Raw genomic sequence first — 26,185 nt, 5'->3', positions numbered from 1 at the left:
GGTTCTCCTAGACGGCGGGGCAGAACGAGGGAAGCAGGTCTGCGGGGGAGCCGGCGGGGCACGGGTCGAAGGTGAAGACCACGAGCGTGCCGAGCACGATGAGCACGGCTGCGGCGACGAAGAGGGCACCCTTCAGCACCTTCTGCGTGGTGCCGGGGTTCGTGTAGTCGTTCACGATGGTGCGCATGCCGTTGGCGCCGTGGATGAGGGCGAGCCAGAGCATCGCGACATCCCACCACTGCCAGAACGGGTCGGCCCACTTGCCGCCCACGAACCCGAAGTCGATGGCCTTGACGCCCTCGCCGACGAGGAGGTTCACGAACAGGTGGCCGAAGATGAGCACGAGCAGCACGACGCCGCTCGCGCGCATGTAGATCCAGCCCCACTTCTCGAGGTTGAGGCCGCGCTTGCGTGCGGGGCGTGCCTGACTGCGAGGCGCTTCGATGACGGACATGTCGGCGGCTCCTTAGTGGCTGAAGACGTTCATGAGGTGGCGGGGCGCGAAGCCGAGCATCGTGACGACCCAGAGGGCGATGACGATGTAGAAGAGCAGCTTCTGGTGGCGCGTCGCCCACGCCCACAGGTCGACGAGGATGATGCGCACACCGTTGAAGGCGTGGAACACGATCGCGCCGACGAGGGCGACCTCGCCGAGGCCCATGATGGGCGTCTGGTAGGTGCCGATGACGGCGTTGTAGGCCTCGGGGCTCACCCGCACCAGTGCGGTGTCGAGGATGTGCACCAGGAGGAAGAAGAAGATCGCGACACCCGTGATGCGGTGCAATACCCAAGACCACATTCCCTCGCGGCCGCGATACAGCGTGCCGCCCGGCTTCTGTTTCGCCGGCTTCGCGGGTGCGGCCAGGGTTCCTGCCGAGTTCTCTGGCATGAACAACCCTCCCTGGCTGTGTGAAGAGCCCTGATTCGAAGGGCGCGAACGGGCAGACGGCCCGATGCGATTGTAGTCCCGAGGCCGTTCCGCCGCCGCTTAGGGCTGCCTAACTCTCTCGATGTCGAGATATCCGCAGGGGCTAAGACGGCGACGGATGCCGCATCCGAACGGATGTCGACCGCTCCCGCTATCCTCGGACTCATGTCAACGCGCGCCGAACCCCTCGACGACTTCTACAGCGTGATCCCCGCGGGCGGGGTCGGTTCCCGGCTGTGGCCGCTGTCGCGCGCAGACGCCCCGAAGTTCCTGCACGATCTCACGGGCTCGGGCCAGACGCTGCTGAAGGACACCTGGGATCGCCTCGCGCCGCTCTCCGGCGATCAGCGCATCATGGTCGTCACCGGTCGCGCGCACCGCGCTGCGGTCGAGGCGCAGCTGCCCGACCTCGTCGACGAGAACGTCGTGCTCGAGAGCGAGCCGCGCGACTCCACGGCCGCGATCGGGCTGGCCGCCGCGATCCTCGAGCGCCGCGAGCCCGGCGTGATCATCGGGTCCTTCGCCGCCGACCACGTCATCTCGGGCGCCGCGCTGTTCCGTTCGGCGGTGGCCGACGCCGTGGCGGCCGCACGCGCCGGCTACATCGCGACGATCGGCATCACGCCGACCGAGCCCGCGGTGGGCTTCGGCTACATCGAGTGCGGCAGCGAGCTGCCGGTCGAGGGCGCCAAGCGGGTCGAGCAGGTGAGGAGCTTCGTCGAGAAGCCCGACCTCGACACAGCGCGCGCGTACGTCGAGGGCGGCTCGCACCTCTGGAATGCCGGCATGTTCATCGCGAAGGCGTCGACGCTCCTCGAAGAGCTCGCGCGGAACAAGCCCGAGCTGCACGCCGGGCTCATCGAGCTCGCCGAGGCATGGGACGATCCCGGCACCCGCGGCCCGGCGGTCGATCGCATCTGGCCGAAGCTCGAGAAGATCGCGATCGACTACTCGGTCGCCGAGCCCGCCGCCGATGCCGGCCGCCTGGTCGTCGTGCGCGGCCACTTCCAGTGGGACGACGTCGGAGACTTCGCCTCGCTCGCCAAGCTCAACTCCAGCGGGCGCTCGGGCGAGCTCGCGATCCTCGGCGAGCACGCACGAGTGCTCGCCGACGCGTCGAGCGGCATCGTCATCAGCCGGTCGAAGCGCGTCATCAGCCTCATCGGCGTGCAGGACATCGTCGTGGTCGACACGCCCGACGCCCTGCTCGTGACCACGAGCGAGCACGCCCAGCGGGTCAAGGCGGTCGTCGACGCGCTCCGGCTCGGCGGCTCGGGCGACGTGCTCTAGGCCGAATCGGGCCTCGCACCGCCGCACAGCAGATCGAGAACGCGAAGGGGAGTCGGATGTCGCGCAAGGGGTTCGGATTCGGGATCGCGCTCGTCGCGGCATCCGTCGTGCTCATGGGGTGCCAGGCCGCCCCCGAGGCCGAGGAGCCGGCCGAGAGTTCGGGCTGCGTCCGCATGGTGACCAACTCGGGCGGTCTCGAGGACCGCTCGTTCAACCAGTCCAGCTGGGAGGGCCTGCAGCAGGCCGAGAGCGAGCTCGGGGTCGAGGCGGAGGCGATCGTCTCGACCGGCGAGACCGACCTCGCGCCGAACGTCGAGCAGGCCGTCGCATCCGGATGCGGGCTCGTCGTCACGGTGGGCTGGGAGCTCGCCGACCCGACGCTCGAGCAGGCCGGCGAGAACCCAGAGGTCGCGTTCGCGATCGTCGACGAGTCGATCGAGGCCGAGAACGTCAAGCCCGTGGTCTTCGACACCGCGCAGGCGTCGTACCTCGCCGGCTACCTCGCGGCGGGCGTGACGAAGACGGGCGTCGTCGCGACCTTCGGCGGCGGCAACCAGCCGCCGGTGACCCTCTTCATGGACGGGTTCGTCGACGGCGTCGCGAAGTACAACGAGGTGCACGGCACGAGCGTGCGCGCGCTCGGGTGGGACAAGGCGAAGCAGGACGGCGCCTTCACGGGCGACTTCGAGGACATCAACAAGGGCAAGACGCTCACCGACGGCTTCATCGACCAGGGGGCCGACGTGATCCTGCCGGTCGCGGGCCAGGTCGGCGAGGGCGCCGCCTCCGCCGCCGTCGAGCGCGGAGGGGTCTCGGTCATCTGGGTCGACAGCGACGGGTACGAGACGCTCTCGGCGTCGTTCCGGCCCGTGATCCTCACGAGCGTGCTGAAGAACACGCAGGACGCGATGGTGCAGATCGTCGGCGACGTGCAGCAGGGCTCGTTCACCAACGAGCCCTACGTCGGCACGCTCGAGAACGGCGGCGTCGAGATCTCGCCGTACCACGACCTCGCGCCGCTCGTCTCCGACGAACTCGACGGCGAGATCGAGGCGCTGCGGCAGTCGATCATCTCGGGCGAGGTCGTCGTGGAGTCGCCGAGCCGGCCCTGAGCTGCGCCTCGCCGACGCTTCTCAACGGGCCCGCGAGCACCACGACCCCCGCGCGGGGGTGTGGGCCCGTGCTCATATGAGCAGAATGTCGCGTCTTCATAACCATTGGATGTCGCGCCCGCAAAGTGATGGGGCGGTGCGCGCAACATTCGGTAACGTGTGCGCACAGCCCCCGCTTTCTCGACCGGGGCGCACTATTTGGAGGACACAGTGAAGGTCACGACCAAGAAGGCCGGATTCGCCGGCCTCGCGATGTTCGGCGCAGCCGTGCTGCTCGCCGGTTGCGCTTCTGCTCCCGAGGATTCGGGCAGCGGCGACGGTGGCGAGGCCATCGACTTCCAGCCCTGCATGGTGTCCGACTCCGGCGGATTCGACGACAAGTCGTTCAACCAGCTCGGCTTCGAGGGCGCCACCAAGGCCGCCGACGAGCTGGGCGTCGAGCTCAAGAGCGTCCAGTCCGAGGCTGAGACCGACTACGCGCCCAACCTGACGAACCTCGTCGACCAGGGCTGCGACCTCATCGTCACCGTCGGCTTCGCCCTCTCGGCCGCCACGGTCGAGTCCGCGACGGCGAACCCCGACGTCGAGTACGTCATCATCGACGACGCGGCCGACAACGACTTCGACGGCACCGTCGACGCTCCGAACATCAAGCCGATCCTGTTCAACACGGCTCAGGCCGCGTTCCTCGCCGGCTACGCGGCTGCCGCGTACAGCGAGACCGGCGTCGTCGGCACCTTCGGCGGCATGAACTTCCCGACCGTCTCGATCTTCATGGACGGCTTCAAGCAGGGCGTCGACTACCACAACAGCGAGAAGAGCACCGCGGTCAAGGTGCTCGGCTGGGACGGCACCGACGGCCTCTTCACCGGTGGCTTCGAGGCCAACGACACCGCGCGCAACACCGCGCAGGGCCTCATCGACCAGAACGTCGACGTGCTGCTGCCCGTCGGTGGCCCGATCTACCAGTCGGCCGCTGCCGCGATCCGCGACTCCGGCAAGGACATCGCCATGATCGGCGTCGACGCCGACTTCACCGAGACCGACCCGTCGGTCGCCGACCTCATGCTCACCTCGATCCTCAAGGGCATCGACGTCGGCACCTACGACGCCGTCCTCGCGGCGGGCAACGGCGAGTTCGACCCGACCCCGTTCGTCGGCACGCTCGAGAACGAGGGCGTCGGCATCGCGCCGTTCCACGACTTCGAGTCGAAGGTCCCGGCCGAGCTGCAGGGTGAGCTCGACGAGCTCCAGGCCGCGATCATCGCGGGCGACGTCGAGGTGAAGTCCTACCTCGCGGAGTAATCCACGACACGCGCACCGGGGAGGTCGGCTTCGGCCGGCCTCCCCGATGTGTGTTCACCCGATGCCGCGGCTGCTCGCCCGACCAACTGGCCAACACGTGAGCATGCGGCATCCGGTGGTTCCGACATCCGAGCGACATCTGCTGCAGATGCGCCATCTTCACTAGGATCAGGACATGAAGCTCGAACTTCGCGGCATCACGAAGCGCTTCGGCAGCTTGGTCGCCAATGACCACATCGACCTCACCGTCGAGGCAGGGGAGATCCACTGCCTGCTCGGTGAGAACGGCGCCGGAAAATCCACCCTCATGAACGTGCTCTACGGCCTCTACCAGGCCGACGAGGGCGAGGTGCTGCTCGACGACGAGGTCAAGCACTTCGCCGGGCCGGGCGACGCCATGGCCGCCGGCATCGGCATGGTGCACCAGCACTTCATGCTGATCCCCGTGTTCACCGTGGCCGAGAACGTCATGCTCGGGCACGAGTCGACGAAGGCGGGCGGCATCCTCGACCTGGCCAGTGCTCGCGCGAAGGTGCGCGAGATCTCCGACCGGTTCGGGTTCGACGTCGATCCCGACGCGCTCGTCGACGACCTGCCCGTCGGCGTGCAGCAGCGGGTCGAGATCATCAAGGCCCTCTCCCGCGACGCCCGCGTGCTCGTGTTCGACGAGCCCACCGCGGTGCTCACGCCGCAGGAGACCGACGAGCTCATGGGCATCATGCGCCAGCTCAAGCAGACCGGCACCTCGATCGTGTTCATCACGCACAAGCTGCGCGAGGTGCGCGAGGTCGCCGACCGCATCACCGTGATCCGCCTCGGCAAGGTGGTCGGCGAGGCGTCGCCCACCGCGTCGAACGCCGAACTCGCCTCGCTCATGGTCGGGCGCGCGGTCGAGCTCACCGTGCACAAGGACGAGCCGAAGCTCGGTGAGGCCGCTCTCGTGGTCGAGGGCCTGACGGTCATCGACCCCATCGGTCAGCTCGTCGTCAACGATGTCAGCTTCACCGTTCGGCGCGGCGAGATCCTCGCCGTCGCGGGCGTGCAGGGCAACGGCCAGACCGAGCTCACCGAGGCCCTCCTCGGCCTCCAGCCGCGCATCACCGGGTCCATCGCGATCGACGGCATCGAACTCAGCGCGGCCAGCCCGCGACGCATCCTCGACGCCGGCGTCGGCTTCGTTCCCGAAGACCGCAACGAAGACGGCCTGGTCGGCGAGTTCACGATCACCGAGAACCTCATGCTCGACCGCAGCAACGGCGCCCCCTTCGTGCGCGCCGGCAACATCCAGCGCGCCGCGCTCGAGCAGTTCGCCCGCGAGAAGGTCGCCGAGTTCGACGTCCGCACCCAGGGCATCGACTCGAAGGTCCGACAGCTCTCGGGCGGCAACCAGCAGAAGGTCGTCCTCGCGCGCGAGCTCAGCCGCGACCTGCGACTGCTCGTCGCAGCGCAGCCCACCCGAGGCGTCGACGTCGGCTCGATCGAGTTCATCCACAAGCGCATCGTCGAGACCAGGGACTCGGGCGTGCCCGTGGTCGTCGTCTCGACCGAGCTCGACGAGGTCGCGGCTCTCGCCGACCGCATCATGGTGATGTACCGCGGCCGCATCGTCGGCATCGTGCCAGGCGACACCCCCCGCGAAGTCCTCGGCCTCATGATGGCCGGAGAGGTCCCCACCGAAGGAGCCGCCGCATGAGCGACCCCCGCGAACCCGCTGCAGGCGGAACCGTTCCCGACCGCGAGCCCGACGTCGCGCTCGAGCAGCCGGGCGCCGTTGCGACCGAGCCCGCCGCGGCATCCGCCTCGTCTTCGACGACGGCCGCACCCGAGGTCGAACCGCCCTCGCGCTGGCACACCATGCTCCACCAGATCGCCACGGGCAACGCGATCATCTCGGTGCTCGCCGTGCTGCTCGCACTCGTCGTCGGCGCGATCATGATCGCCTTCACCGACGAGAAGGTGCAGGAGGCGAGCGTCTACTTCTTCGCCCGCCCGGGCGACACCGTCGTCGCGGTCTGGCATTCGGTCTCCGGCGCGTACACCGCACTGTTCCAGGGCTCGATCTACAACTTCAACCGCGACACGTTCGCGGCCGGCATCCGCCCCCTCACCGAGACCCTCACGTTCGCGACGCCGCTCATCGCCGGTGGCCTCGGCGTGGGGCTGGCGTTCCGGGTCGGCATGTTCAACATCGGTGGACGCGGACAGATGCTGATCGCCGCCTCCGTCGCCGGCTGGATCGGGTTCGGCGTCGACCTGCCCTACGGCCTGCACATGCTCGTCGCGCTCGTCGGCGGCCTCCTCGGCGGCGCACTCTGGGCCGGCATCGCCGGCCTCCTGAAGGCGCGCACGGGCGCGCACGAGGTGATCGTCACGATCATGCTCAACTACATCGCGTTCTACCTCGTCTCGTGGATGCTGCGCACGCCCGGCCTGCTTCAGGCGCCGGGGTCGAGCAACCCGAAGACGCCGGCGATGAAGGAGACCGCGATCTTCCCGTCGCTGCTGGGGCCGCAGTACAACCTGCACTTCGGCTTCATCCTCGTCGTCGGAGCGACCGTGCTCGTCTGGTGGATCCTCAGCCGGTCGAGCCTCGGCTTCAAGTTCCGCGCCGTCGGCGAGAACCCGAACGCGGCGCGCGTCGCCGGCATCAACGTGAAGGCGATGTACGTCTACGCCATGCTCATCGCGGGCGCCCTGCTCGGCCTCGCGGGCGTCAGCCAGGTGCTCGGCACCGTGACGACGGGCTTCACCGCCGGCATCGACGCGGGCATCGGCTTCGACGCGATCACGGTCGCCCTGCTCGGGCGCTCCACGCCATGGGGCATCTTCGTGGCCGGCATCCTGTTCGGCGCGTTCAAGGCCGGCGGGTTCTCGATGCAGGCCGCCGAGGGTGTGCCGGTCGAGATCGTGCTCGTCGTGCAGTCGCTGATCGTGCTCTTCATCGCCGCACCGCCGCTGGTGCGCACCATCTTCCGTCTGCCCGACCCCGCAGCGACGACGCGCAGACCTCGACCGATCGTCACGAAGGAGGTGAAGGCGAAGTGAGCCAGACCGTCCAGCAGACGCCTGCCGCTGACGTCCCCGCCCTCGCGACGACCGTCGTCACGAGCTGGAAGGCCCCCATCGCCTTCGCCGCGTTCACGCTGATCGCGCTCGCGCTCGCGGTGTTCGCGCCGCGCGAGGGCGAGACCGGCTTCCGCCTCACCGAGACCACCGACGTGATCCAGATCACGACCATCAGCACGCCCACGATGGCGACGCTCTGGACCGTGGTGCTGCTGCTCGCCCTCGCAACCGCCTTCTCGGCATACCTCGTCGCGTCCAAGCGACGGGTGCCGCTCTGGCTCGTCGTCGTCTTCGCGGTGCTCTTCCTGATCGGCTTCCTGACCTGGGCGGCCGCGGGTGCGACCATCCCGGTCGTCGGCCTGCTCTTCGGCTCGCTGAGCCTCGCGGTGCCGCTCATCTTCGGCTCGCTCTCCGGCGTCATCGGCGAACGCGTCGGCGTCGTCAACATCGCGATCGAGGGCCAGCTGCTCGCAGGTGCCTTCACGTCGGCGGTCACGGCGTCCGTCGTGGCCTCCTCGACCGGTTCGGTCTGGGCCGGACTGATCGCCGGCGTCGTCGGCGCACTGGTGGCCGGACTCCTGGTGGGCATGGTGCTCGCGGCGTTCTCGATCAAGTACTTCGTCGACCAGGTCATCGTGGGCGTCGTGCTGAACGTCCTCGTCCTCGGCCTGACGAGCTTCTTCTTCTCGCAGGTGCTCACCCCGAACTCGGCCACGCTGAACTCGCCGCCCAGGTTCCCCCGCATGCCGATTCCGCTGCTCAGCGACATCCCGATCATCGGACCGGTCTTCTTCCGCCAGACCGCGATCGTCTACGTCATGTACATCGCCGTGGTGCTCGTCTACATCGGACTGTTCCACACCAAGTGGGGCCTTCGCCTGCGGGCGGTCGGCGAGCATCCGCAGGCGGCCGACACCGTGGGCATCAAGGTCAACCGCACCCGCTTCTGGAACGTCGCGCTGGCCGGAGCGATCGCCGGCCTCGGCGGCACCTTCTTCACCATCGGCTCGGGCATCGCGTTCAACAAGGAGATGACGGCCGGCGCCGGATTCATCGCCCTCGCCGCCGTCATCTTCGGCCAGTGGGATCCGATCAAGGCCACGCTCGCCGCACTGCTGTTCGGCTTCGCGTCGAACCTGCAGAACACCCTCGCCGTGATCGGCTCGCCCGTGCCGAGCGAGTTCATGCTCATGCTCCCGTACGTCGTGACGATCTTCGCCGTCGCCGGGCTCGTGGGCAAGGTGCGCGGCCCCGCCGCGGCCGGCAAGCCGTATATCAAGTCCTGACCCCGTGGGCGCCGACGACAGCGCGCACGGCTACGGAAGAACACCCATCCACGAACGGGGGAGCACCATGACCGCAACGGATGCGATCGACTGGACCGATCTTCGCGAGCGCGCACGCGAGGCCATGGCGAAGGCGTACGTGCCGTACTCCGAGTTCCCGGTGGGCGCCGCGGCCGTCGTCGACGACGGCCGCATCGTGAGCGGCTGCAACGTCGAGAACGCCTCGTACGGCGTCACGCTGTGTGCCGAGTGCTCGCTGGTGTCCGCGCTCATCATGTCGGGCGGAGGGCGCCTCGTCGCCTTCTCGTGCGTCGACGGCCACGGCAACGTGCTCATGCCGTGCGGTCGCTGCCGCCAGCTGCTCTACGAGCACTCCGCAGACGGCATGCTGCTCGAGACCGTCTCGGGCATCAAGACGATCGACCAGGTGCTGCCCGACGCGTTCGGTCCGCGGCAGCTCGCGGAGTTCAAGGGGGCCGGCGCATGAGCGGCATCGAGGCGTTCGACGCGGTCGACCTGATCCGGGCCAAGCGCGACGGCCATGAGCTCGAGACGCCCGAGATCGACTGGCTGGTCGACGCGTACACGCGCGGCTACGTCGCCGACGAGCAGATGTCGGCCATGACCATGGCGATCTTCCTCAACGGCATGAGCCGTCGGGAGATCCGCGACCTCACGATGGCGATGATCGCCTCGGGTGAGCGCATGGACTTCGGCGGGCTCGGCAAGCCGACCTCCGACAAGCACTCCACCGGCGGCGTCGGCGACAAGATCACCCTGCCCCTCATGCCCCTGGTCGCGAGCTTCGGCGTCGCGGTGCCGCAGCTCTCCGGCCGCGGACTCGGTCACACGGGCGGCACGCTCGACAAGCTCGAGTCGATCCCCGGCTGGCGCGCAGACCTCACGAACGAGGAGATGTTCACGCAGCTCCGAGAGGTCGGCGGCGTCATCTGCGCCGCGGGCACTGGCCTGGCCCCAGCCGACAAGAAGCTCTACGCGCTCCGCGACATCACGGGCACCGTCGAGGCCATCCCGCTCATCGCGAGCTCGATCATGTCGAAGAAGATCGCCGAGGGCACCGGAGCGCTCGTGCTCGACGTGAAGTTCGGCTCCGGCGCGTTCCTGCAGGACATCGACCGCTCGCGCGAGCTCGCCCGCACGATGGTCGCCCTCGGCGAAGACGCGGGCGTCGCGACATCCGCCCTCATCACGAACATGAACGTGCCGCTCGGCCTCACGATCGGCAACGCGAACGAGGTGCGCGAATCGGTCGAGGTGCTCGCCGGCGGCGGCCCTGCCGACGTGCGGGCGCTCACCATCGCGCTCGCGCAGGAGATGCTCGAGCTCGCGGGCGTGCGCGACGCCGACGTCGAGGCCGCGCTCGACGACGGCCGGGCCATGGACAGCTGGCGGGCGTTCGTGCTCGCCCAGGGCGGAGACCCCGACGCAGCACTCCCCGTCGCGCGCGAGACGCACACCGTGGTCGCCGAGCGCGACGGCGTGCTCGTCGAGCAGAAGGCGCTGCCGTTCGGCATCGCCGCCTGGCGCCTCGGCGCGGGCCGCGCGCGCAAGGAGGACCCGGTGCACCACGCCGCCGGAATCGACCTGCACGCCAAGCCCGGCGACGTCGTGCGCAAGGGCGAACCGCTCTTCACCCTGCTCGCCGACGAGCCCGCCCGCTTCGCAAGGGCGCTCGACGCGGTCGAGGGCGCCTACCGCGTCGGCGATGCCGGAGAGCCGGTGCTCGACGGCGGTCCGCTGATCGCCGACCGCATCGGGCGGTGATCGGCGGCGGTTCGCCGCAGGCGTAGCTTCGAGATTGCCGAGACTTCCCGGCGGCCTCGCCGCTATCGTGGACTCGTGAACACGATTCCGACGGAGTACCGGCTCGAGGGCGACGGAGCGAACATCCAGGCATTGCCGAAGGTGTCGCTGCACGACCACCTCGACGGCGGCCTGCGCCCGCAGACCATCATCGAGCTCGCCGACGCCGCCGGCGTCGACGTTCCCGTCCACGACGCCGACGAGCTCGGTTCGTGGTTCGCCGAGAAGGCCGACTCGGGCTCGCTCGTCGAGTACCTGAAGACCTTCGACCTCACCACGGCCGTCATGCAGACGCGCGAAGGGCTCACCAGGGTCGCCCGCGAGTTCGTGCAGGACCTCGCCGCCGACGGCGTCGTCTACGGAGAGATCCGCTGGGCGCCCGAACAGCACCTGGCGCGCGGCCTGAGCCTCGATGAGGTTGTGGAGGCCGTGCAGACCGGCCTCGACGAGGGCATCGACGACGCCCGCAACCTCGGGCACGCGATCCGCACGGGTCAGCTCGTCTCGGCCATGCGGCACGCCGACCGAGGGCTCGAGATCGCCGAGCTGGCGGTGCGCCACCGCGAGCGGGGCGTCGTCGGCTTCGACATCGCCGGTGCCGAGGCCGGGTTCCCTGCCGGTCGGCTGCGCACGGCATTCGACTTCCTCGCCGGCCAGTACCTGCCGGTCACGGTGCACGCGGGCGAGGCCGACGGCCTCGAGTCCATCCGCAGCGCCCTGTTCGACGGCCGCGCCCTGCGACTCGGGCACGGCGTTCGCCTCGCCGAAGACCTCACGATCGAGCGTCAGGACGACGAGAACACGTACGTCTCCCTCGGGCCGATCGCCCAGTGGGTGCGCGACCGCGAGATCGCGCTCGAGCTCAGCCCGTCGTCGAACCTGCAGACCGGCGCGATCGAGGCTTGGGGCGACGAGCTCATCGACCACCCGTTCGACCTGCTCTACCAGCTCGGCTTCCGGGTCACGGTCAACACCGACAACCGCCTGATGTCCGCCACGAGCCTGACCCGCGAACTCGCCCTGCTCGGCGACGCGTTCGGCTACGACCTCGACGACTTCGAGACGTTCCAGCTGAACGCCGCGGCCGCCGCCTTCCTGCCGCTCGACGACCGCGACGAGCTCGCCGAGGTCATCCGCGAGGGCTTCGACGAAGCCTGATCGGATGCCGCGGCGCACGCCCGAGCCTCTGTCCCGAGAGCGACCCGACCTGCACTCGAGCCCCTGCGCGAGTCCGTGCTGAAACGGAACCACCACTCATGACCACGACGCCACTGCCTGACACGGCGGTCGTCCTCGGCGCCGACGTCGACGATTGGCGCGCCGCGGTTCGCGAATCCGGTCGTGCGCTGACCCGCGCCAAGGTCACCAGGCCCGAGTACACCGAGCGCATGATCGGCGTGATCGAGGAGTTCGGGGCCTACGTGGTCATCGCGCCGGGGCTCGCGCTGGCCCACGCACGCCCCGGGCCCGACGTGCTGGGCGAGGGCCTCTCGGTCGTCACCCTGGCGACGCCGGTCGAGTTCGGGCATCCGCACAACGACCCCGTGCGCGTCGTGATCGGCCTGGCCGTCTCGAACGTCGATGCGCACGTCGCGTCGGTCGCGCGGCTCGCGAACGTGTTCAACGACCTTGGCGTGATCGATCGGCTCGCCGGTGCCGCCGATGCCGACGAGGTGCGCACGCTCCTCGGCATCGATGCGGTGGGGGCGCCCGCGGACACCGGCGACGCGGAACGGGGTGCGGCCGAATGAGGATCATCGCGGTGTGCGGCGAGGGCATCGGCACCTCGGCGATCCTCAAGGTCAACGCCGAGCGCGCCCTCGATCGGCTCGGGCTCACGGCGTCGGTCGATGCGAGCGATCTCGCCTCGGTGGCCGAGGCCGCGGCCGACGCGCAGGTGGTGCTCACCTCGACCGAGCTCGCCGACCAGGTGCGCACGACGCTCGGCCGCTCGTTCGCAGAGATCATCGAGATCGTGAACTACTTCGACGTCGAGGAGATCGGCGCCAAGCTCGAGCGCTCGCTCGCCTGAGCCCGCGCCCGCTCGCCTGAGCCCGCCCGCAGGCACCGGGCCGACCCGCGTCGCAAGCCGGCCCGATGGCGACGCTCAGGCGGTGAGCTCCCGCATTCCCGCCTCGAGACGGGCGAGGGTCTCGGATGCCGCGGCGCGACGCTCGGCGACCGAGCCGTCGTGCGCTGCCACGTCGAGGTAGACCTTGAGCTTCGGCTCGGTGCCGCTCGGGCGGACCATGACGCGCGAGCCGCCCTCGAGGATGATGCGCAGCACGTCGCTGGGGGCGAGCGACCCGAACCCGTCGGAGAGGTCTTCGATGCGCTCGACCACGATGCCCCCGACGGTCGACGGCGGTTCGGCGCGCAGGCGGGCCATGATGGCGCCGATGCGGCTGAGGTCGGTGACGCGCAGTGAGATCTGGCCGGAGTCGTGGCATCCGAATCGCTCGACGAACTCGTCGAGGTGGTCGGCGACCGTGCGCCCGGTGGCGCGCAGGTCGGCGGCGAGCGACAGGAACGCGATCGCGGCCGAGATGCCGTCCTTGTCGCGCACGGTGCCCGGGTTCACGAGGTAGCCGAGCGCCTCCTCGAACCCGAAGACCAGGTTCGGCGCGCGGGAGATCCACTTGAAGCCGGTCAGCGTGGCCTCGAATCCGAGGTCGTACGCGTCGGCGATGGCCTCGAGGCCGGGGGAGGAGACGATCGAGCACGCGAGCGTGCCGTCTGAGGCGCCGTCGCCGGAATCATCGGCTGCGCGGCGCGCGGCGCGCCAGCCGAGCAGGAGTCCGACCTCGTTGCCGGTGAGGCGGCGGTAGCCCTCGGGGGCGGCGGCGTCGGGGATGGCGATCGCGAGCCGGTCGGCGTCGGGGTCGTTGGCGACGATGAGCTCGGCTCCGACCGCGCGGGCGCGAGCGAAGGCGAGGTCCATCGCGCCGGGCTCCTCGGGGTTCGGGAACGACACGGTCGGGAACGCGGGGTCCGGCGCGATCTGCTCCTCGACGAGGACCGGGGCGTCGAAGCCGGCCTCGGCGAGCACGCGGGCGGTGGTCTCCCAGCCGACACCGTGCATGGCGGTGTACACGACCTTCGGCTGCGCCGGCGGGGCGTATTCGGCCTCGTGGGCGGTGGCCAGCACGTAGGCGTCGACGATCGACTCGTCGGCGGTCTCGAACTCGCCGCGCGGCAGGTCGGTCACGAGCGCCGTGGCGGCGACGCCGGCGATGTGCGCGGCGATCTCGGCGTCGGAGGGCGAGACGATCTGCGAGCCGTGGTCGGTCCCGCCGAGGTAGACCTTGTAGCCGTTGTCGTTGGGCGGGTTGTGCGAGGCGGTGACCATGATGCCGGCCGAGACGTCGAGGTGGCGCACCGCGAACGCGAGCACCGGCGTCGGCAGCAGCCGCGGCAGCAGGATCGCCCGGAGGCCGGCGCCCGCGAGGATCTCGGCGGAGTCGCGTGCGAACACCGCGGAGTTGCGGCGCCCGTCGTAGCCGATGACGACCGACGGCGTCGTGTCGGGCGCACGCTCGAGCAGGAACGCGCCGAGCCCGGCCGCCGCCTGCGACACGAGCACCCGGTTCATGCGGTTCGGGCCGGCCGCGATCTCGCCGCGGAGGCCCGCGGTGCCGAACGCGAGGCGCTGGTCGAACCGGTCGGCGAGGTCGGCGGATGCCGCGGCGTCGCCGCCCTGCACCCGGGCGACGAGGTCGTCGAGCTCGACGCGCGTCTCGGGGTCTGGGTCCTGCGCCACCCACGCCCGGGCGAGGGCGATGCGGCGGTCGTCGTCGACGGAGAGGACGGCGGGTGCTGCTGATTCGTCTGGCTGCGACATCCGGTGCTCCTAGAGCTCTGCGACGATCTTCGCGAGCAGCGAGGAGATGACGGGCTCGGCCGCCTGGCCAGCCTCGATGACCTCCTGGTGGCTCAGCGGGGTCTTCTGGATGCCGGCGGCGAGGTTCGTGATGAGCGACATGCCGAGCACCTCCATGCCGGCCTGGCGGGCGGCGATGGCCTCGAGCGCGGTCGACATGCCCACGATGTGGCCGCCGATGACCTTCGCCATCTGCACCTCGGCGGGCGTCTCGTAGTGCGGCCCGCGGAACTGGCAGTAGACGCCCTCGTCGAGGGTCGGGTCGATCGTGTGCGCGAGGTCGCGCAGGCGCTTGGAGTAGAGGTCGGTGAGGTCGATGAAGGTCGCGCCCTCGAGCGGCGAGTCGGCCGTGAGGTTGATGTGGTCGCTGATGAGCACCGGGGTGCCGGGCTTCCAGTGCTCCTTGATGCCGCCGGCGCCGTTGGTGAGGATCATGGTGGTCGCGCCGGTCGCGGCCGCGGTGCGCACCGAGTGCACGACGCGGCGCACCCCGTGGTCCTCGTAGTAGTGGGTGCGGGCGCCGATGACGAGGGCGCGCTTGCCGCTCGGCAGCAGCACCGAGCGCAGGGTGCCGACGTGGCCCTCGAGCGCGGGCTTGGAGAACCCTGGCACGTCGGTCGCGGCGAGGGTGTGCGTCGTCTCGCCGATGAGCTCGGCGGCACGGCCCCAGCCGCTGCCGAGGGTGAGGGCGATGTCGTGGCGTTCGACTCCGGTGAGCTCCGCGATGCGGGCCGCGGCGTCGGCGGCGACGGCGAAGGGATCTGCGGCGGGGTCGTCGAGCACGTTTGCTTCGGTCATCCCACCACTCTATTCGGGGGGCGGATGCCGCGGCAGGGCGCTGCTCGTTTGTCGGTCGGGATGCGGCGACTGGCAGAATGTGAGCATGGTCTACGAGTTCGAGCGCACGCAACGCATCGCGGTACTCGGAGGTGGACCGGGCGGTTACGAGGCCGCACTCGCCGGTGCCCAGCTCGGAGCCGAGGTCACCCTCATCGAGCGGGCCGGCGTCGGCGGCTCGGCGGTGCTCACCGACGTCGTGCCCTCGAAGTCGCTCATCGCGACCGCCGAGGCCTCGAACGCCGTCAAGGAGGCCGCCGACCTCGGCGTGCAGTTCTACGCGAAGGGCGACGCCGAGAAGGCCGTCAAGCCGAACGTGGCGATCAACCTCGCCGCGGTGAACAAGCGCCTGCTCGGCCTCGCCGCGCAGCAGTCGGACGACATGCGCCGCAACCTGCTCGACGCCGGCGTGCACCTCGTGCACGGCGAGGGTCGCCTCGACGGGCCGAACGCCGTCATCGTGGCGACCGCCAAGGGCGGCACCGACTTCGACCGCATCGAGGCCGACACCATCGTGCTCTCGGTCGGGGCCTCCCCGCGCGTGCTGCCGTCGGCCGTGCCCGACGGCCAGCGCATCCTGACGTGGACGCAGCTCTACAGCCTGCAACAGGTGCCGGAGCACCTCATCGTCGTCGGCTCCGGCGTCACGGGCGCCGAGTTCGCGTCCGCCTACCGCGCGCTCGGCGCGAAGGTGACGCTCATCTCGAGCCGCGACCAGGTGCTGCCGGGCGAAGACGCCGACGCGGCATCCGTCATCGAGAAGGTCTTCAAGCGCAACGGCATGAAGGTGCTCAACAAGTCCCGTGCCGAGTCCGTCGTGCGCGACGGCGACCAGGTCGTCGCGACGCTCTCCGACGGGCGCGAGGTGCGCGGCAGCCACTGCCTGATGGCGGTCGGCTCGGTGCCGAACACGAGCGACATCGGCCTCGCCGAGGCGGGCGTGCAGCTCACCGAGAGCGGCCACATCCGGGTGAACCGCGTGGCGCGCACGTCGATCCCGAACATCTACGCGGCCGGCGACTGCACGACGTTCCCGCCGCTCGCCTCGGTCGCCTCGATGCAGGGGCGCACGGCGATCTTCCACGCGATGGGCGACATCGTGAACCCGCCAGAGGAGCGGAACATCACCTCGAACATCTTCACGCAGCCCGAGATCGCGACGGTCGGCTGGACCCAGCGCGAGATCGAGGACGGCGTCGTGCCCGGCGCGATCTACAAGCTGCCGCTCGCGTCGAATCCCCGCGCGAAGATGATGGGCATCCGCGACGGCTTCGTGAAGCTCTTCGCCTCGGCCGGTTCCGGGTCGATCATCGGCGGTGTCATCGTCGCCCCGAAGGCATCCGAGCTGATCTTCCCGCTCGCGCTCGCGGTCGAGCATCGGCTGACGGTCGACCAGTTCGCCGAGGCGTTCCCGGTGTACCCGTCGCTGACGGGGTCGTTGACGGATGCCGCGCGGGCCATGCACGTCGTACGCTAGGCCCACGAGCGTCGCGGGGGCGGCGCGGTTCGGGGGAACGACATGAACTTGCGGGTGAAGTCCGTCGAGGCGTCGCTGGCCGACGCCGACGACTCGGAGCGCAGCCTCAAGCGATCGCTCGGCACGTGGGACCTCGCGCTCATGGGCATCGCGGTCGCGGTCGGCGCCGGCATCTTCTCGGTCGGTGCGCAGGCGGCCGCGAACTTCGCCGGGCCGAGCGTGATCATCTCGTTCGTGCTCGCGGCCGTCACGTGCGGGCTGGCCATCATGTGCTACGCCGAGTTCGCCTCGACCGTGCCCGTCGCCGGCAGCGCCTACACGTTCACGTACGCGACGATGGGGGAGCTGCTCGCCTGGATAATCGGCTGGGACCTCATCCTCGAGATGTTCACCGCGGCGGCGGTCATCGCGAAGTACTGGGGCGTCTACCTCGGCGAGGCGCTGCTCGCGTTCGGCGTGCCGTTCCCGTCGACGTTCTCGATCGGCAGCGTCGAGGTGAGCTGGCCCGCGTTCCTCGTCGTGGCCGTGTTCACCGCGCTCCTCGTCGCGGGCACCAAGCTCACGGCGCGGGTCGGGGCGGTGTTCACGATCATCAAGGTCGCGATCGTGCTCTTCGTGATCGTCGTGGGGTTCTTCTTCGTCAACGCGGCGAACTACGTGCCGTTCATCCCCGAGGCCGTGCCGACCGAGGGCGGCTCGTCGGATGCCTGGACGCAGTCGCTCGTGTCGTGGGCGACGGGCGCCGCACCGGCCCAGTACGGCATCTTCGGACTGCTCGCCGCGGCATCCCTCGTCTTCTTCGCGTTCATCGGCTTCGACGTGGTCGCCACGAGCGCAGAGGAGGTGCGGGAGCCGCAGAAGCGCCTGCCGCGCGGCATCTTCCTCGGCCTCGCCATCGTGACGGTGCTCTACGTGCTCGTGTCGATCGTCATGACCGGCATGGTTTCGTACACCGAGCTCGCCGAGGAGGAGTCGCCGTCGCTCGCGACCGCGTTCCGGCTCGTCGGTCAGGATTGGGCGTCGGCCGTGATCTCGGTCGGCGCGCTCGCCGGGCTCACGACGGTGATCATGGTGCTACTGCTCGGGCTCTCGCGAATCGTGTTCGCGCTGAGCCGTGACGGCCTGCTGCCGCGGTGGCTGTCGAAGACGACGACGCACTCGAAGACCCCGGCGCGCATCCAGATCATCGGCGGTGCGACGGTCGCGTTCGTCGCGGCGTTCACGGATGTCGGACTGCTCGAGGAGATGATCAACATCGGCACGCTCTCGGCGTTCGTGCTGGTCAGCCTCGGCATCATCGTGCTGCGTCGCACGCGCCCCGACCTGCCGCGCGGGTTCCGGGTGCCGTGGTCGCCGGTGCTGCCGATCCTCTCGGCGGTGCTCTGCTTCTGGCTCATGCTGAACCTCACGACGCTGACCTGGGTGCGGTTCCTGGTGTGGCTCGCGATCGGCATCGTGGTCTACCTGCTCTACGGTCGGCGGCACTCCCGGCTCGCGCGCAGCGTCAGCGAGGTCGAGCTGCCGACGCCGCAGGGCGGCATCTGAGCGCGCATCGGCGCGGCGAATTCAGGAGATCCGGGTTCAGGGGAGCTCAGGCAGCCCCGAAGGCCGGGATCTCCTGAATTTCGAGCGTCGCGGATGCCGCGGGCGGCCGCTCAGGCGGCGGGCGCGTCGGCGATCGAGAGCAGCAGGTGCCCGCTCGAGACCGTCGCGCCGGCCTCGGCGTTGACGAGGCCGACGATGCCGTCCTTGTGGGCGACGATCGGCTGTTCCATCTTCATGGCCTCGAGCACGAGCACGAGGTCGCCCTTGACGACCTTGTCGCCCTCGGCGACGGCCACCTTGACGACCGTGGCCTGCATGGGCGCCTTCACGGCGTCGCCCGTCGCGGTGTCGGCCACGTGCGACGTGCTGCGTCGGCGAGGTGCGGCGCCCGCGGTGGGCGAGGACGACGTGCCGCCGGCGAGCTTGGCGGGCAGGGTGACGCCGATGCGGCGGCCGCCGACCTCGACGACGAGGCTCGTGCGGGCGGTCGCGGCGGTGGGCGCCGCGAGCTCGCCCGACCACGGCTCGAGCTGGTTGTCGTACTCGGTCTCGATCCAGCGGGTGTACACCGAGAACGGCTCGTCGCCGGCTGGCGCGAAGGCCTCGTTGCGCACGATGTCGCGGTGGAACGGCAGCACGGTCGGCAGGCCGATGACCTCGAACTCGTCGAGGGCGCGGCGGGCGCGCTCGATCGCGTCCTTTCGGGTGGAGCCGGTCACGATGAGCTTGGCGAGCAGCGAGTCGAACGCGCCCGAGATCTCGTCGCCGCTCGTGACGCCCGAGTCGATGCGGATGCCGGGGCCGCCGGGGAAGCGCAGCTGGTGCACGGGGCCGGGAGCCGGCAGGAAGCCGCGGCCCGGGTCCTCGCCGTTGATGCGGAACTCGATGGAGTGGCCGACCGCGACGGGGTCGGCGTAGTCGAGCACGCCGCCCTCGGCGAGGCGGAACTGCTCGCGCACGAGGTCGATGCCGGTGACCTCCTCGGAGACGGGGTGCTCGACCTGGAGGCGCGTGTTGACCTCGAGGAAGGAGACGGTGCCGTCTTGACCGATGAGGAACTCGCAGGTGCCGGCTCCGACGTAGCCGACCTCCTTCAGGATGGCCTTCGAGGACTCGTAGAGGGCGGTCGTCTGCTCCTCGGTGAGGAACGGCGCCGGCGCCTCCTCGACGAGCTTCTGGTGGCGGCGCTGCAGCGAACAGTCGCGCGTGGAGATCACGACGACGTTGCCGTGCTCGTCGGCGAGGCACTGGGTCTCGACGTGGCGCGGCTGGTCGAGGTACTTCTCGACGAAGCACTCGCCCCGGCCGAAGGCCGCGACGGCCTCGCGCGTGGCGGACTCGAAGAGCTCGGGCACCTCTTCGCGCGTGCGGGCGACCTTGAGGCCGCGCCCGCCGCCGCCGAACGCGGCCTTGATGGCCACGGGCAGCCCGTGCACGTCGACGAACTCGAGCACCTCGGCCGCGTCGGCCACCGGGTTCAGGGTGCCGGGGGCGAGCGGGGCGCCGACCTTCTCGGCGACGTGGCGTGCGGAGACCTTGTCGCCGAGGCGCTCGATGGCCTCGGGCGACGGGCCGATCCAGGTGAGCCCCGCGGCGATGACGGCGCGGGCGAAGTCGGGGTTCTCGGCGAGGAACCCGTAGCCGGGGTGCACGGCGTCGGCGCCGGAGCGGCGTGCGATCGAGAGGATCTTGTCGATGACGAGGTAGGTCTCGGCGCTCGTGGTGCCCTCGAGGGCGTACGCCTCGTCGGCGAGCTTGGCGTGCCGGGCGTCGCGGTCCTGGTCGGCGTACACCGCGACGGATCCGAGTCCGGCGTCACGGGCGGCGCGGATGATGCGGACGGCGATCTCCCCGCGGTTGGCGATGAGGACCTTCGTGATACGCGGCATGCCCTTCAGCCTATTCACCCGCGACGCGTTGCATTTGGATCGAGTCCACAAGAAAGGTGCCCGACCCTTTCGGGTGTCGACAAAGCCCGGGAGGGATCAGCCGCGATTCCAGAGTGTGGTCCAGTCGGCTCCGAGCTCGCGCACGAGGTCGCGGAGCGTCGAGAGCGAGAGCCCGACGACCGTCGACGGGTCGCCCTCGACCCGGCGGATGAAGGGTCCGCCGAGGCTGTCGACCGTGAACGCGCCGGCCACGAGCAGCGGCTCCCCGGTCGCGATGTAGGCGTCGATCTCGGCCTCGTCGAGTGCGGCGAAGCGCACCGTCGCGACATCCGCCCGCCCGACCGCCCCGTTGACGCGGCCGCCGCGGTGGTCGATGAGCCAGTGGCCCGACCAGAGATCGCCGTGAGCGCCGTTCTGCTCGAGCCAACGCGCCTTCGCGACCTCGGGCAGGTGCGGCTTGCCGTGGATCGTGCCGCCGACGAGGAACGCCGAGTCGCCGCCCAGGATGAGTCCGTCGATCGGCCCGCCGTCGACGAGCGAGCCGACGACCGCCTCGGCCTTCGCCTGTGCGAGCAACTGCACCATCTCGGGCGCGGCGAGCGCGTGCCCGGCCTCGGCCTCGCGGGACGCGACCAGGGCGTCCTCGTCGACGCCCGGCGAGATGGCGATCGGCTCGATGCCGGCCGCGCGGAGGGTCTGCAGGCGGGCGGGCGACGTCGAGGCGAGGTAGAGGCGCATGCCACCATCCTGCCGCTCACAGGCACGCTGTGGAATGCTCGTTGCATGCCCCGACCGCAGCGCCCCGTCCGCAAGAACTCCGCCAGCCGTGGCGCACGTCCCGAGCGGACGCAGCAGGCAGGGCAGTCCGCCGGTCGCGCCGCCGACCGACCAGCAGAGGCCGGCGGTCGTGGCAGCCGCGGACGCCGCCCGTCGACGCCGGTGAAGACCGACGGTCCGGTGCTCGAGCTCGACGTCGAGCGCATCGCGCACGGCGGCGTCGCGGTCGCCCATCACGAGGGTCGGGTCGTGTTCGTGGCCGACGCGATCCCCGGCGAGCGGGTCATGGCCAGGGTGACGGATGCCGCGCACGACCGCTTCTGGCGCGCCGACACCCTCGAGGTGCTCGCCGCGTCGGCCGACCGGCGGGCCCACGTGTGGGCCGAGGCCGGCGTCGACCGGGCGCCTGAGCGCCGCGCGGGCGGTGCGGAGTTCGGCCACATCGCGCCAGAGCGCCAGCGCGCGCTCAAGGCCGAGGTGCTGGCCGACGCGCTGCGCCGCATGGGCGGGGTCGAGCGCGAGGTCGAGGTGCTCCCCGTCGATCCGGAGCTGGCTCCCGGCGTGCGCGCCGACGGCACGGGCTGGCGCACGCGCGTGCGGCTGCAGGTCGCCGACGACGGCACCGTCGGCCCCTTCGCCGCCAGGAGCCACACGGTGGTGCCCGTGGCATCCCTGCCCCTGGCCGTCGACGAACTGGCCGACCTCGCACCGCTCGCGGACCGGTTCGCGGGTGCCCGCACGATCGACCTCGTCGCCCCGAGCGGCGCCGACCCGCAGGTGATCGTCACCGACGAGCGCGAGCGGATGCCGCGGGGCCAGCGCCCGGTGACCACCGAGGTCGTCGGCGACCGCAGCTTCGCCGTCGACCGCGACGGGTTCTGGCAGGTGCATCGCGGCGCGGCGGCGACGCTCTCGAAGGCCGTGCAGGACCTCGTGGACCCCGACCGCTTCGATCCGCGCGCGGCGAACCTCGACCTCTACGGCGGCGTCGGCCTCCTCGCGGCGGCCATCGGCGACCGGTTCGGCGAGACGGTGCGCATCACGAGCGTCGAGTCCGACGAGCGCGCGACGATGCACGCGGGCGACAACCTGGCCGAGTGGGTCGGGGCGCGCGCCGTGACGGCGCGGGTCGACCGCTACCTCGCCTCGCTCGAGTCCGACGCCGGGCAGGGCGAACGCGCCAGGCTGCGCGACGCGACCGTCGTGCTCGACCCGCCGCGCTCGGGCGCGGGCCGCGACGTCGTCGACCGGCTCGCCGCCCTGCGTCCGCGCCAGCTCGTGTACGTCGCGTGCGACCCGGTCGCACTGGCCCGGGACATCGGCCTGCTCCGCGCCCACGGCTACGAGCTCGAGGACCTGCAGGCGTTCGATCTCTTCCCGAACACGCATCACGTCGAGGCGGTTGCCCGGCTGGCCGCTATCGTGTGACTGACCGGTCGGAACGTGCGACTGGCCGGGCAGAAGGGGGATCCGTTGTCGGGTGCAGTTGCAGGAGGGCAGGCGACGGTCGCGATCGTCGACGATCATGAGGCGGTCCGCCTCGGACTGCGTGCGGCGTGCCGAGACGCGGGTTACGACGTGGTCGCCGAGACGGCCGATGTGCCGACCGTGCTGGCGGCCCTGGCCGTCCGTGACGGCGGGCGCTGCGACGTCGTCGTGCTCGACCTCTCGCTCGGCGACGGGTCCAGCGTGACCGAGAACGTGCGGAGCGTTCTCGCGACGGGCAGCGCCGTGCTCGTGCACAGCATCGCCGACCGGGTCGCCGCCGTGCGCGAGGCGCTCGCCGCCGGAGCCGCCGGCGTCATCCCGAAGGCCTCGCCGATGGCTTCGGTCATCGCGGCGATCGCGACCGTCGCCCGTGGCGAGGCGCTCACCAACGTCGAGTGGGCGAGCGCCATCGAGGCCGACCGCGACTTCGCGAAGGCCCAGCTCGGACGGCGCGAGCACGACGTGCTGCACCTCTACGCGTCCGGCCTGCCGTTGAAGCTCGTCGCCGCCCAGCTCGGCATCGCGCACTCGACGGCCCGCGAATACCTCGACCGAATCCGCGCGAAGTACGTCGAGGTCGGACGCCCGGCGCCGACCAAGGTCGACCTGCTGCGTCGCGCGGTCGAGGACGGCATCCTCCCGGGGCTCGACGGTGACGGCGGGGATGCCCGCCGCTGAGGAGCGCGCATCACGAGCGGTGGTGCGGCGCCGGACGGCGGTGACCCGCGAGCAGGTCGAGATCGTCGCGAGCCGCGCACTCGGCATCTTCGGGGCGGTCTTCGGCCTGCAGGCCCTCGCCCTCGCGCTCGACCAGACCTCCGGGCTGCGTCCCGGCGCCGGGGCGGCGATGATCGCCTTCCTCTACGGCGCGATCCTCGCGATCGGCCTCGCTGCGCTCACGCGCACCGCCGTGCGCAGCGCCGCGCTCACGTTCGCGATCCTCTACGCGGCCTCGATCGTCGTCTGGCCGTTCGTGGTCGACGACGTCGTGATCGTCTCGTCGTCGCCGCCCTGGCTGTACTACCTCTGCACGGTGGCGACCACGGCTGCCGTGGTCGCCCTCCCGATGCCGTGGGCGGCCGTGTACACGGTGCTCGTGCCCGCGATGTACGGCGTGGTGCGCCTGCTGCCGACCGGCGGCTCGGCATCGCCCCTCGTCGCCCTGCTCGACGCCATGTACGCCGTGATCCTCGGCGCGGTGGTGCTGATCATCGTGACCATGCTCCGCAACGCGGCCAAGGCCGTCGACGTCGCCCAGGAGGCGGCCCTGCAGCGCTACGAGCATGCCGTCCGGCTGCACGCGACCGAGCTCGAGCGCGCAAAGGTCGACGCGCTCGTGCACGACAGCGTGCTCACGACGCTGCTCTCGGCGGCGGCCGCGGGGTCGCCCGACGAGCAGGCGCTCTCGGCTCGCATGGCCCGCGACGCGATCCGCCGGCTCGACGAGGCCGGGGCGGCCCAGCCGGCCGCCGACGACCGCATGCGGCTGCCGGTGCTCGTGCGGCGGTTGCGCGCCACGCTCGCGTCGTTCGCGGCGCCCTTCACGGTGCGCGTCGTGAACACGGGCGGCGTCGACCTGCCGTCCGATGCGGGCGAGGCCCTGTACGCCGCCGCCGTCCAGGCGATGGTCAACAGCATGCAGCACGCCGATGAGCCGGGCAGGACCGTGCGGCGCGAGCTCAGGGTGCGCGGCATCCGCACGGGCGGCTGCGTGATCGAGGTCTCCGACAACGGCGTCGGGTTCGAGGTCGAGGTCGTGCCGTCGGAGCGCCTCGGAGTCCGCGTCTCGGTGATCGAGCGCATGGCGAACGTGGGCGGCGCCGCCGTCATCGATTCCACTCCGGGCCTCGGCACCACCGTGTCGCTCGCCTGGCCGGCCGGCATGGAGGGGCATCGATGATCGCCATTCCGCGCTGGTTGCTGCTCGCGCTCGCCGCCCTGTTCTCGGCCTATCACGTCGCGCTCGCGATCTCGACGCTCGACGTTCCCGCGTCGCCCTGGCCGACGATCGTCGCGCTCGTGCTCTACATCGCCGCCACGATCGCGAGCCTGTCGGTCGGCTCGAGGGTGCGGATGCCCGACTGGCTCGCCGCCTTCGACCTCGCGGTCTGCATCGTGCTGCCGCTGCTCGTGACCAGCCAGCTCGACCCCGCGAACGCCAACGGCTACGCCACCTGGTACGTGGCCGCCGTCGGCACGCTGATGACCATCGCCGCCGCACGCCGTCAGCTCACCGCGGCCTGGCTCGGCGTCATCGCGCTCGCGGTGCAGACCGTCGTCTGGGCCGGCCCCCTGGCGCTGGGAACGCTGGGCGTGATCGGCAGCATCGCGTGGGTCGCGATCGCGCACATGCTCTCGGCCGCGCTCGGCACGGCCGCCCGTGAGGCGAGGCGCTACGCCCACGCCGAACGCGAGGCGGCCGAGTGGCAGGCCGCGCAGGACGCGCACCTCTTCGTCGGCCAGACACGCCTCGTGCAGACCAACCGCATCGCGGCGCCGATGCTGCGGCGCATCGCCGACCGCGGCGGCGTGCTCACCGAGCCGCAGCGTCGCGAGTGCCGCATGCTCGAGGCGGCCATCCGCGACGAGATCCGAGGGCGGATGCTGCTCACCGACGACGTGCGCGTCGAGGTGCAGCGGGCGAGGGAGCGCGGGGCCGTCGTGACCCTGCTCGACGAGGGCGGCATCGACGATCTCGACGCCGAACAGCGGGAGCGCGTGCTCGCCCGGCTCGCCCAGGCGATCGCCGGTTCGAAGGCCGACCGGATCGTGGTGCGCACCGCGGCCGACACGTCGGCGGCTGCGGTCACGGTGGTGGGCCTCGTCGAACCCGAGCCGGATCCCCGTGCGCCCGCGATCGACCCCGACGACCTCGACGTCGAGGTGTGGCTCGAGATCCCGCGGCGCGTCTCGCAGTAGGCACCGGGCACCGTCTCGCCGTACGCACCGTCTCGCGGTCGGCACCGTCTCGCGATATGCGCCCGGACAGAAAGGTGGGGGGCCGACCGATGGTCGACCCCCCAACAAGCCCGAGTCACGGCGACAACCCGAATATCGCCCTGACTCGCCCCCAACCACTCGCCGGTTACCCGACCGACGAGGGCGGCAGCTCCCTTTGGGAGCCTGCAGAACAATATTCACAAACCCGGCGTGACCTCGACAGTCGGCACTTCGGGGGACAGCACGGGGGACCAGGGTCGTCCGTCGCGACCGGAGGCTCGTCGGTCAGCCGACGCTGCGGTTCCAGCGCGTGCCGCGCGGGTCGACGGATCGCAGGGATCCCGCGCTCCGCGCCCAGGCGCTGCGTCGGGGGTCGGCGGCGTGCGTCGTCTCGGACTCGGCGTCGATGGCGGCCAGCAGCACCGCGGTGACGGCGGCCGCCTCTTCGTCGGTGACGCCGCGCGTGGTGAACCGGATCGCCGAGGCTCGTGCCGCGGCATCCGCTTCGGTGGTGTCTTCGTCTCGCGTGCTCATGATCGGC

At 70.8% G+C, this 26,185-nt stretch carries 24 protein-coding genes; 17 read left to right on the top strand and 7 right to left on the bottom strand.

All coding sequences use genetic code 11. The features are described from left to right. Nucleotides 1-7 precede the first annotated feature (7 nt). Both ASE68_RS14055 and sdhC read right to left on the bottom strand, forming a co-directional pair. A complete protein-coding gene (locus ASE68_RS14055) occupies nucleotides 8-454 on the bottom strand; it encodes a succinate dehydrogenase hydrophobic membrane anchor subunit (protein ID WP_055859864.1) in 447 nt (148 codons plus the stop codon). Between the two features lie 12 nt (nucleotides 455-466). Then, complete coding sequence (gene sdhC, locus ASE68_RS14050; protein ID WP_082462379.1) at nucleotides 467-889, bottom strand: succinate dehydrogenase, cytochrome b556 subunit; 423 nt, start codon at nucleotides 887-889, stop codon at nucleotides 467-469. 204 nt (nucleotides 890-1,093) lie between these two features. Here sdhC and ASE68_RS14045 point away from each other — a divergent pair, with 204 nt between their 5' ends. From ASE68_RS14045 to ASE68_RS13995, 11 genes are all read left to right on the top strand, one after another. Further along, on the top strand, nucleotides 1,094-2,218 hold the full coding sequence (locus tag ASE68_RS14045) for a mannose-1-phosphate guanylyltransferase (RefSeq protein WP_055859861.1): 1,125 nt from the start codon (nucleotides 1,094-1,096) through the stop codon (nucleotides 2,216-2,218). A 56-nt stretch (nucleotides 2,219-2,274) separates the two neighbouring features. After that, nucleotides 2,275-3,330, top strand: a complete 1,056-nt coding sequence (locus ASE68_RS14040; protein ID WP_055859858.1) for a BMP family protein — start codon at nucleotides 2,275-2,277, stop codon at nucleotides 3,328-3,330. A gap of 210 nt (nucleotides 3,331-3,540) precedes the next feature. Continuing rightward, nucleotides 3,541-4,635 carry a BMP family protein gene (locus tag ASE68_RS14035; protein WP_055859855.1) on the top strand — a complete coding sequence of 365 codons (1,095 nt, stop codon included), beginning with the start codon at nucleotides 3,541-3,543 and terminating at the stop codon, nucleotides 4,633-4,635. Between the two features lie 175 nt (nucleotides 4,636-4,810). Next, complete coding sequence (locus tag ASE68_RS14030; RefSeq protein WP_055859852.1) at nucleotides 4,811-6,328, top strand: ABC transporter ATP-binding protein; 1,518 nt, start codon at nucleotides 4,811-4,813, stop codon at nucleotides 6,326-6,328. Continuing rightward, entirely contained in the window at nucleotides 6,325-7,680 is a 1,356-nt protein-coding gene (locus tag ASE68_RS14025) for an ABC transporter permease (RefSeq protein WP_082462265.1), read from the top strand. The genes ASE68_RS14030 and ASE68_RS14025 overlap by 4 nt, the downstream gene beginning before the upstream one ends. Beyond that, nucleotides 7,677-8,987, top strand: coding sequence for an ABC transporter permease (locus ASE68_RS14020; RefSeq protein ID WP_055859849.1), 1,311 nt, complete (start codon nucleotides 7,677-7,679; stop codon nucleotides 8,985-8,987). The genes ASE68_RS14025 and ASE68_RS14020 overlap by 4 nt, the downstream gene beginning before the upstream one ends. Nucleotides 8,988-9,054: 67 nt before the next feature. Continuing rightward, the gene (locus ASE68_RS14015) at nucleotides 9,055-9,474 is read left to right on the top strand and encodes a cytidine deaminase (protein ID WP_055859846.1); all 420 of its coding nucleotides are present in this window, start codon (nucleotides 9,055-9,057) and stop codon (nucleotides 9,472-9,474) included. After that, nucleotides 9,471-10,772, top strand: a complete 1,302-nt coding sequence (locus ASE68_RS14010; RefSeq protein WP_055859843.1) for a thymidine phosphorylase — start codon at nucleotides 9,471-9,473, stop codon at nucleotides 10,770-10,772. Before ASE68_RS14015 ends, ASE68_RS14010 begins: the two co-directional genes overlap by 4 nt. Nucleotides 10,773-10,856: 84 nt before the next feature. Then, nucleotides 10,857-11,969, top strand: coding sequence for an adenosine deaminase (locus tag ASE68_RS14005; RefSeq protein WP_055861408.1), 1,113 nt, complete (start codon nucleotides 10,857-10,859; stop codon nucleotides 11,967-11,969). A 98-nt stretch (nucleotides 11,970-12,067) separates the two neighbouring features. Beyond that, complete coding sequence (locus tag ASE68_RS14000; protein WP_055859840.1) at nucleotides 12,068-12,562, top strand: PTS sugar transporter subunit IIA; 495 nt, start codon at nucleotides 12,068-12,070, stop codon at nucleotides 12,560-12,562. After that, nucleotides 12,559-12,843, top strand: coding sequence for a PTS sugar transporter subunit IIB (locus ASE68_RS13995; protein ID WP_055859837.1), 285 nt, complete (start codon nucleotides 12,559-12,561; stop codon nucleotides 12,841-12,843). Before ASE68_RS14000 ends, ASE68_RS13995 begins: the two co-directional genes overlap by 4 nt. A 75-nt stretch (nucleotides 12,844-12,918) precedes the next feature. Here the strand turns inward: ASE68_RS13995 and ASE68_RS13990 are convergent, their stop codons facing one another. Together ASE68_RS13990 and ASE68_RS13985 are read right to left on the bottom strand one after the other, a co-directional pair. Beyond that, nucleotides 12,919-14,652: a phospho-sugar mutase gene (locus ASE68_RS13990; RefSeq protein WP_082462264.1), complete on the bottom strand. Its 1,734-nt coding sequence runs from the start codon at nucleotides 14,650-14,652 to the stop codon at nucleotides 12,919-12,921. 9 nt (nucleotides 14,653-14,661) lie between these two features. Beyond that, nucleotides 14,662-15,489: a purine-nucleoside phosphorylase gene (locus ASE68_RS13985; RefSeq protein WP_055859834.1), complete on the bottom strand. Its 828-nt coding sequence runs from the start codon at nucleotides 15,487-15,489 to the stop codon at nucleotides 14,662-14,664. Nucleotides 15,490-15,574: 85 nt separating this feature from the next. Between ASE68_RS13985 and ASE68_RS13980 the strand changes: the two genes are divergently transcribed. Then, a complete protein-coding gene (locus ASE68_RS13980; RefSeq protein ID WP_055859831.1) occupies nucleotides 15,575-17,005 on the top strand; it encodes an NAD(P)H-quinone dehydrogenase in 1,431 nt (476 codons plus the stop codon). 42 nt (nucleotides 17,006-17,047) lie between these two features. Next, nucleotides 17,048-18,550 (top strand): APC family permease, encoded by a 1,503-nt coding sequence (locus ASE68_RS13975; protein ID WP_055859828.1) that lies wholly within the window; start codon nucleotides 17,048-17,050, stop codon nucleotides 18,548-18,550. A 110-nt stretch (nucleotides 18,551-18,660) separates the two neighbouring features. Here the strand turns inward: ASE68_RS13975 and ASE68_RS13970 are convergent, their stop codons facing one another. Then, the gene (locus tag ASE68_RS13970; protein WP_055859825.1) at nucleotides 18,661-20,439 is read right to left on the bottom strand and encodes a biotin carboxylase N-terminal domain-containing protein; all 1,779 of its coding nucleotides are present in this window, start codon (nucleotides 20,437-20,439) and stop codon (nucleotides 18,661-18,663) included. Between the two features lie 96 nt (nucleotides 20,440-20,535). Continuing rightward, entirely contained in the window at nucleotides 20,536-21,177 is a 642-nt protein-coding gene (locus ASE68_RS13965; RefSeq protein WP_055861403.1) for a nucleoside triphosphate pyrophosphatase, read from the bottom strand. A gap of 45 nt (nucleotides 21,178-21,222) precedes the next feature. Here ASE68_RS13965 and ASE68_RS13960 point away from each other — a divergent pair, with 45 nt between their 5' ends. Genes ASE68_RS13960 through ASE68_RS13945 form a run of 4 tightly spaced genes read left to right on the top strand, consistent with a single transcriptional unit; the run spans nucleotide 21,223 to nucleotide 25,623 of the window. After that, the gene (locus ASE68_RS13960; RefSeq protein ID WP_157421660.1) at nucleotides 21,223-22,644 is read left to right on the top strand and encodes a class I SAM-dependent RNA methyltransferase; all 1,422 of its coding nucleotides are present in this window, start codon (nucleotides 21,223-21,225) and stop codon (nucleotides 22,642-22,644) included. A 45-nt stretch (nucleotides 22,645-22,689) separates the two neighbouring features. Continuing rightward, complete coding sequence (locus ASE68_RS13955) at nucleotides 22,690-23,382, top strand: response regulator transcription factor (protein WP_235480861.1); 693 nt, start codon at nucleotides 22,690-22,692, stop codon at nucleotides 23,380-23,382. A 40-nt stretch (nucleotides 23,383-23,422) separates the two neighbouring features. Next, nucleotides 23,423-24,604 carry a sensor histidine kinase gene (locus tag ASE68_RS13950; RefSeq protein WP_157421659.1) on the top strand — a complete coding sequence of 394 codons (1,182 nt, stop codon included), beginning with the start codon at nucleotides 23,423-23,425 and terminating at the stop codon, nucleotides 24,602-24,604. Then, nucleotides 24,601-25,623, top strand: a complete 1,023-nt coding sequence (locus tag ASE68_RS13945; RefSeq protein ID WP_055859816.1) for a hypothetical protein — start codon at nucleotides 24,601-24,603, stop codon at nucleotides 25,621-25,623. Before ASE68_RS13950 ends, ASE68_RS13945 begins: the two co-directional genes overlap by 4 nt. Before the next feature lie 306 nt (nucleotides 25,624-25,929). On the opposite strand, the gene ASE68_RS13940 is transcribed toward ASE68_RS13945, so the two are convergent. Continuing rightward, on the bottom strand, nucleotides 25,930-26,178 hold the full coding sequence (locus tag ASE68_RS13940; protein ID WP_055859814.1) for an acyl-CoA carboxylase epsilon subunit: 249 nt from the start codon (nucleotides 26,176-26,178) through the stop codon (nucleotides 25,930-25,932). Nucleotides 26,179-26,185 lie beyond the last annotated feature (7 nt).

This window comes from Agromyces sp. Leaf222, from assembly GCF_001421565.1.
GTDB lineage: Bacteria > Actinomycetota > Actinomycetes > Actinomycetales > Microbacteriaceae > Agromyces.
The sequence above is the reverse complement of the archived record's forward strand: the minus strand, read 5'-3'. Positions and strand labels throughout refer to the sequence as shown.

Excerpts from the sequence above, each read along its gene's own strand:
- ASE68_RS13980 (WP_055859831.1), top strand. The coding sequence starts at position 15,575 with ATGGTCTACGAGTTCGAGCGCACGCAACGCATCGCGGTACTCGGAGGT.
- ASE68_RS13985 (WP_055859834.1), bottom strand. The coding sequence starts at position 15,489 with ATGACCGAAGCAAACGTGCTCGACGACCCCGCCGCAGATCCCTTCGCC.
- ASE68_RS14045 (WP_055859861.1), top strand. The coding sequence starts at position 1,094 with ATGTCAACGCGCGCCGAACCCCTCGACGACTTCTACAGCGTGATCCCC.
- sdhC (WP_082462379.1), bottom strand. The coding sequence starts at position 889 with ATGCCAGAGAACTCGGCAGGAACCCTGGCCGCACCCGCGAAGCCGGCG.
- ASE68_RS13960 (WP_157421660.1), top strand. The coding sequence starts at position 21,223 with ATGCCCCGACCGCAGCGCCCCGTCCGCAAGAACTCCGCCAGCCGTGGC.
- ASE68_RS14010 (WP_055859843.1), top strand. The coding sequence starts at position 9,471 with ATGAGCGGCATCGAGGCGTTCGACGCGGTCGACCTGATCCGGGCCAAG.
- ASE68_RS14015 (WP_055859846.1), top strand. The coding sequence starts at position 9,055 with ATGACCGCAACGGATGCGATCGACTGGACCGATCTTCGCGAGCGCGCA.
- ASE68_RS14040 (WP_055859858.1), top strand. The coding sequence starts at position 2,275 with ATGTCGCGCAAGGGGTTCGGATTCGGGATCGCGCTCGTCGCGGCATCC.
- ASE68_RS14025 (WP_082462265.1), top strand. The coding sequence starts at position 6,325 with ATGAGCGACCCCCGCGAACCCGCTGCAGGCGGAACCGTTCCCGACCGC.
- ASE68_RS13970 (WP_055859825.1), bottom strand. The coding sequence starts at position 20,439 with ATGCCGCGTATCACGAAGGTCCTCATCGCCAACCGCGGGGAGATCGCC.
- ASE68_RS14000 (WP_055859840.1), top strand. The coding sequence starts at position 12,068 with ATGACCACGACGCCACTGCCTGACACGGCGGTCGTCCTCGGCGCCGAC.
- ASE68_RS13945 (WP_055859816.1), top strand. The coding sequence starts at position 24,601 with ATGATCGCCATTCCGCGCTGGTTGCTGCTCGCGCTCGCCGCCCTGTTC.
- ASE68_RS13990 (WP_082462264.1), bottom strand. The coding sequence starts at position 14,652 with ATGTCGCAGCCAGACGAATCAGCAGCACCCGCCGTCCTCTCCGTCGAC.
- ASE68_RS13975 (WP_055859828.1), top strand. The coding sequence starts at position 17,048 with ATGAACTTGCGGGTGAAGTCCGTCGAGGCGTCGCTGGCCGACGCCGAC.
- ASE68_RS14055 (WP_055859864.1), bottom strand. The coding sequence starts at position 454 with ATGTCCGTCATCGAAGCGCCTCGCAGTCAGGCACGCCCCGCACGCAAG.
- ASE68_RS13995 (WP_055859837.1), top strand. The coding sequence starts at position 12,559 with ATGAGGATCATCGCGGTGTGCGGCGAGGGCATCGGCACCTCGGCGATC.
- ASE68_RS14030 (WP_055859852.1), top strand. The coding sequence starts at position 4,811 with ATGAAGCTCGAACTTCGCGGCATCACGAAGCGCTTCGGCAGCTTGGTC.
- ASE68_RS13940 (WP_055859814.1), bottom strand. The coding sequence starts at position 26,178 with ATGAGCACGCGAGACGAAGACACCACCGAAGCGGATGCCGCGGCACGA.
- ASE68_RS13965 (WP_055861403.1), bottom strand. The coding sequence starts at position 21,177 with ATGCGCCTCTACCTCGCCTCGACGTCGCCCGCCCGCCTGCAGACCCTC.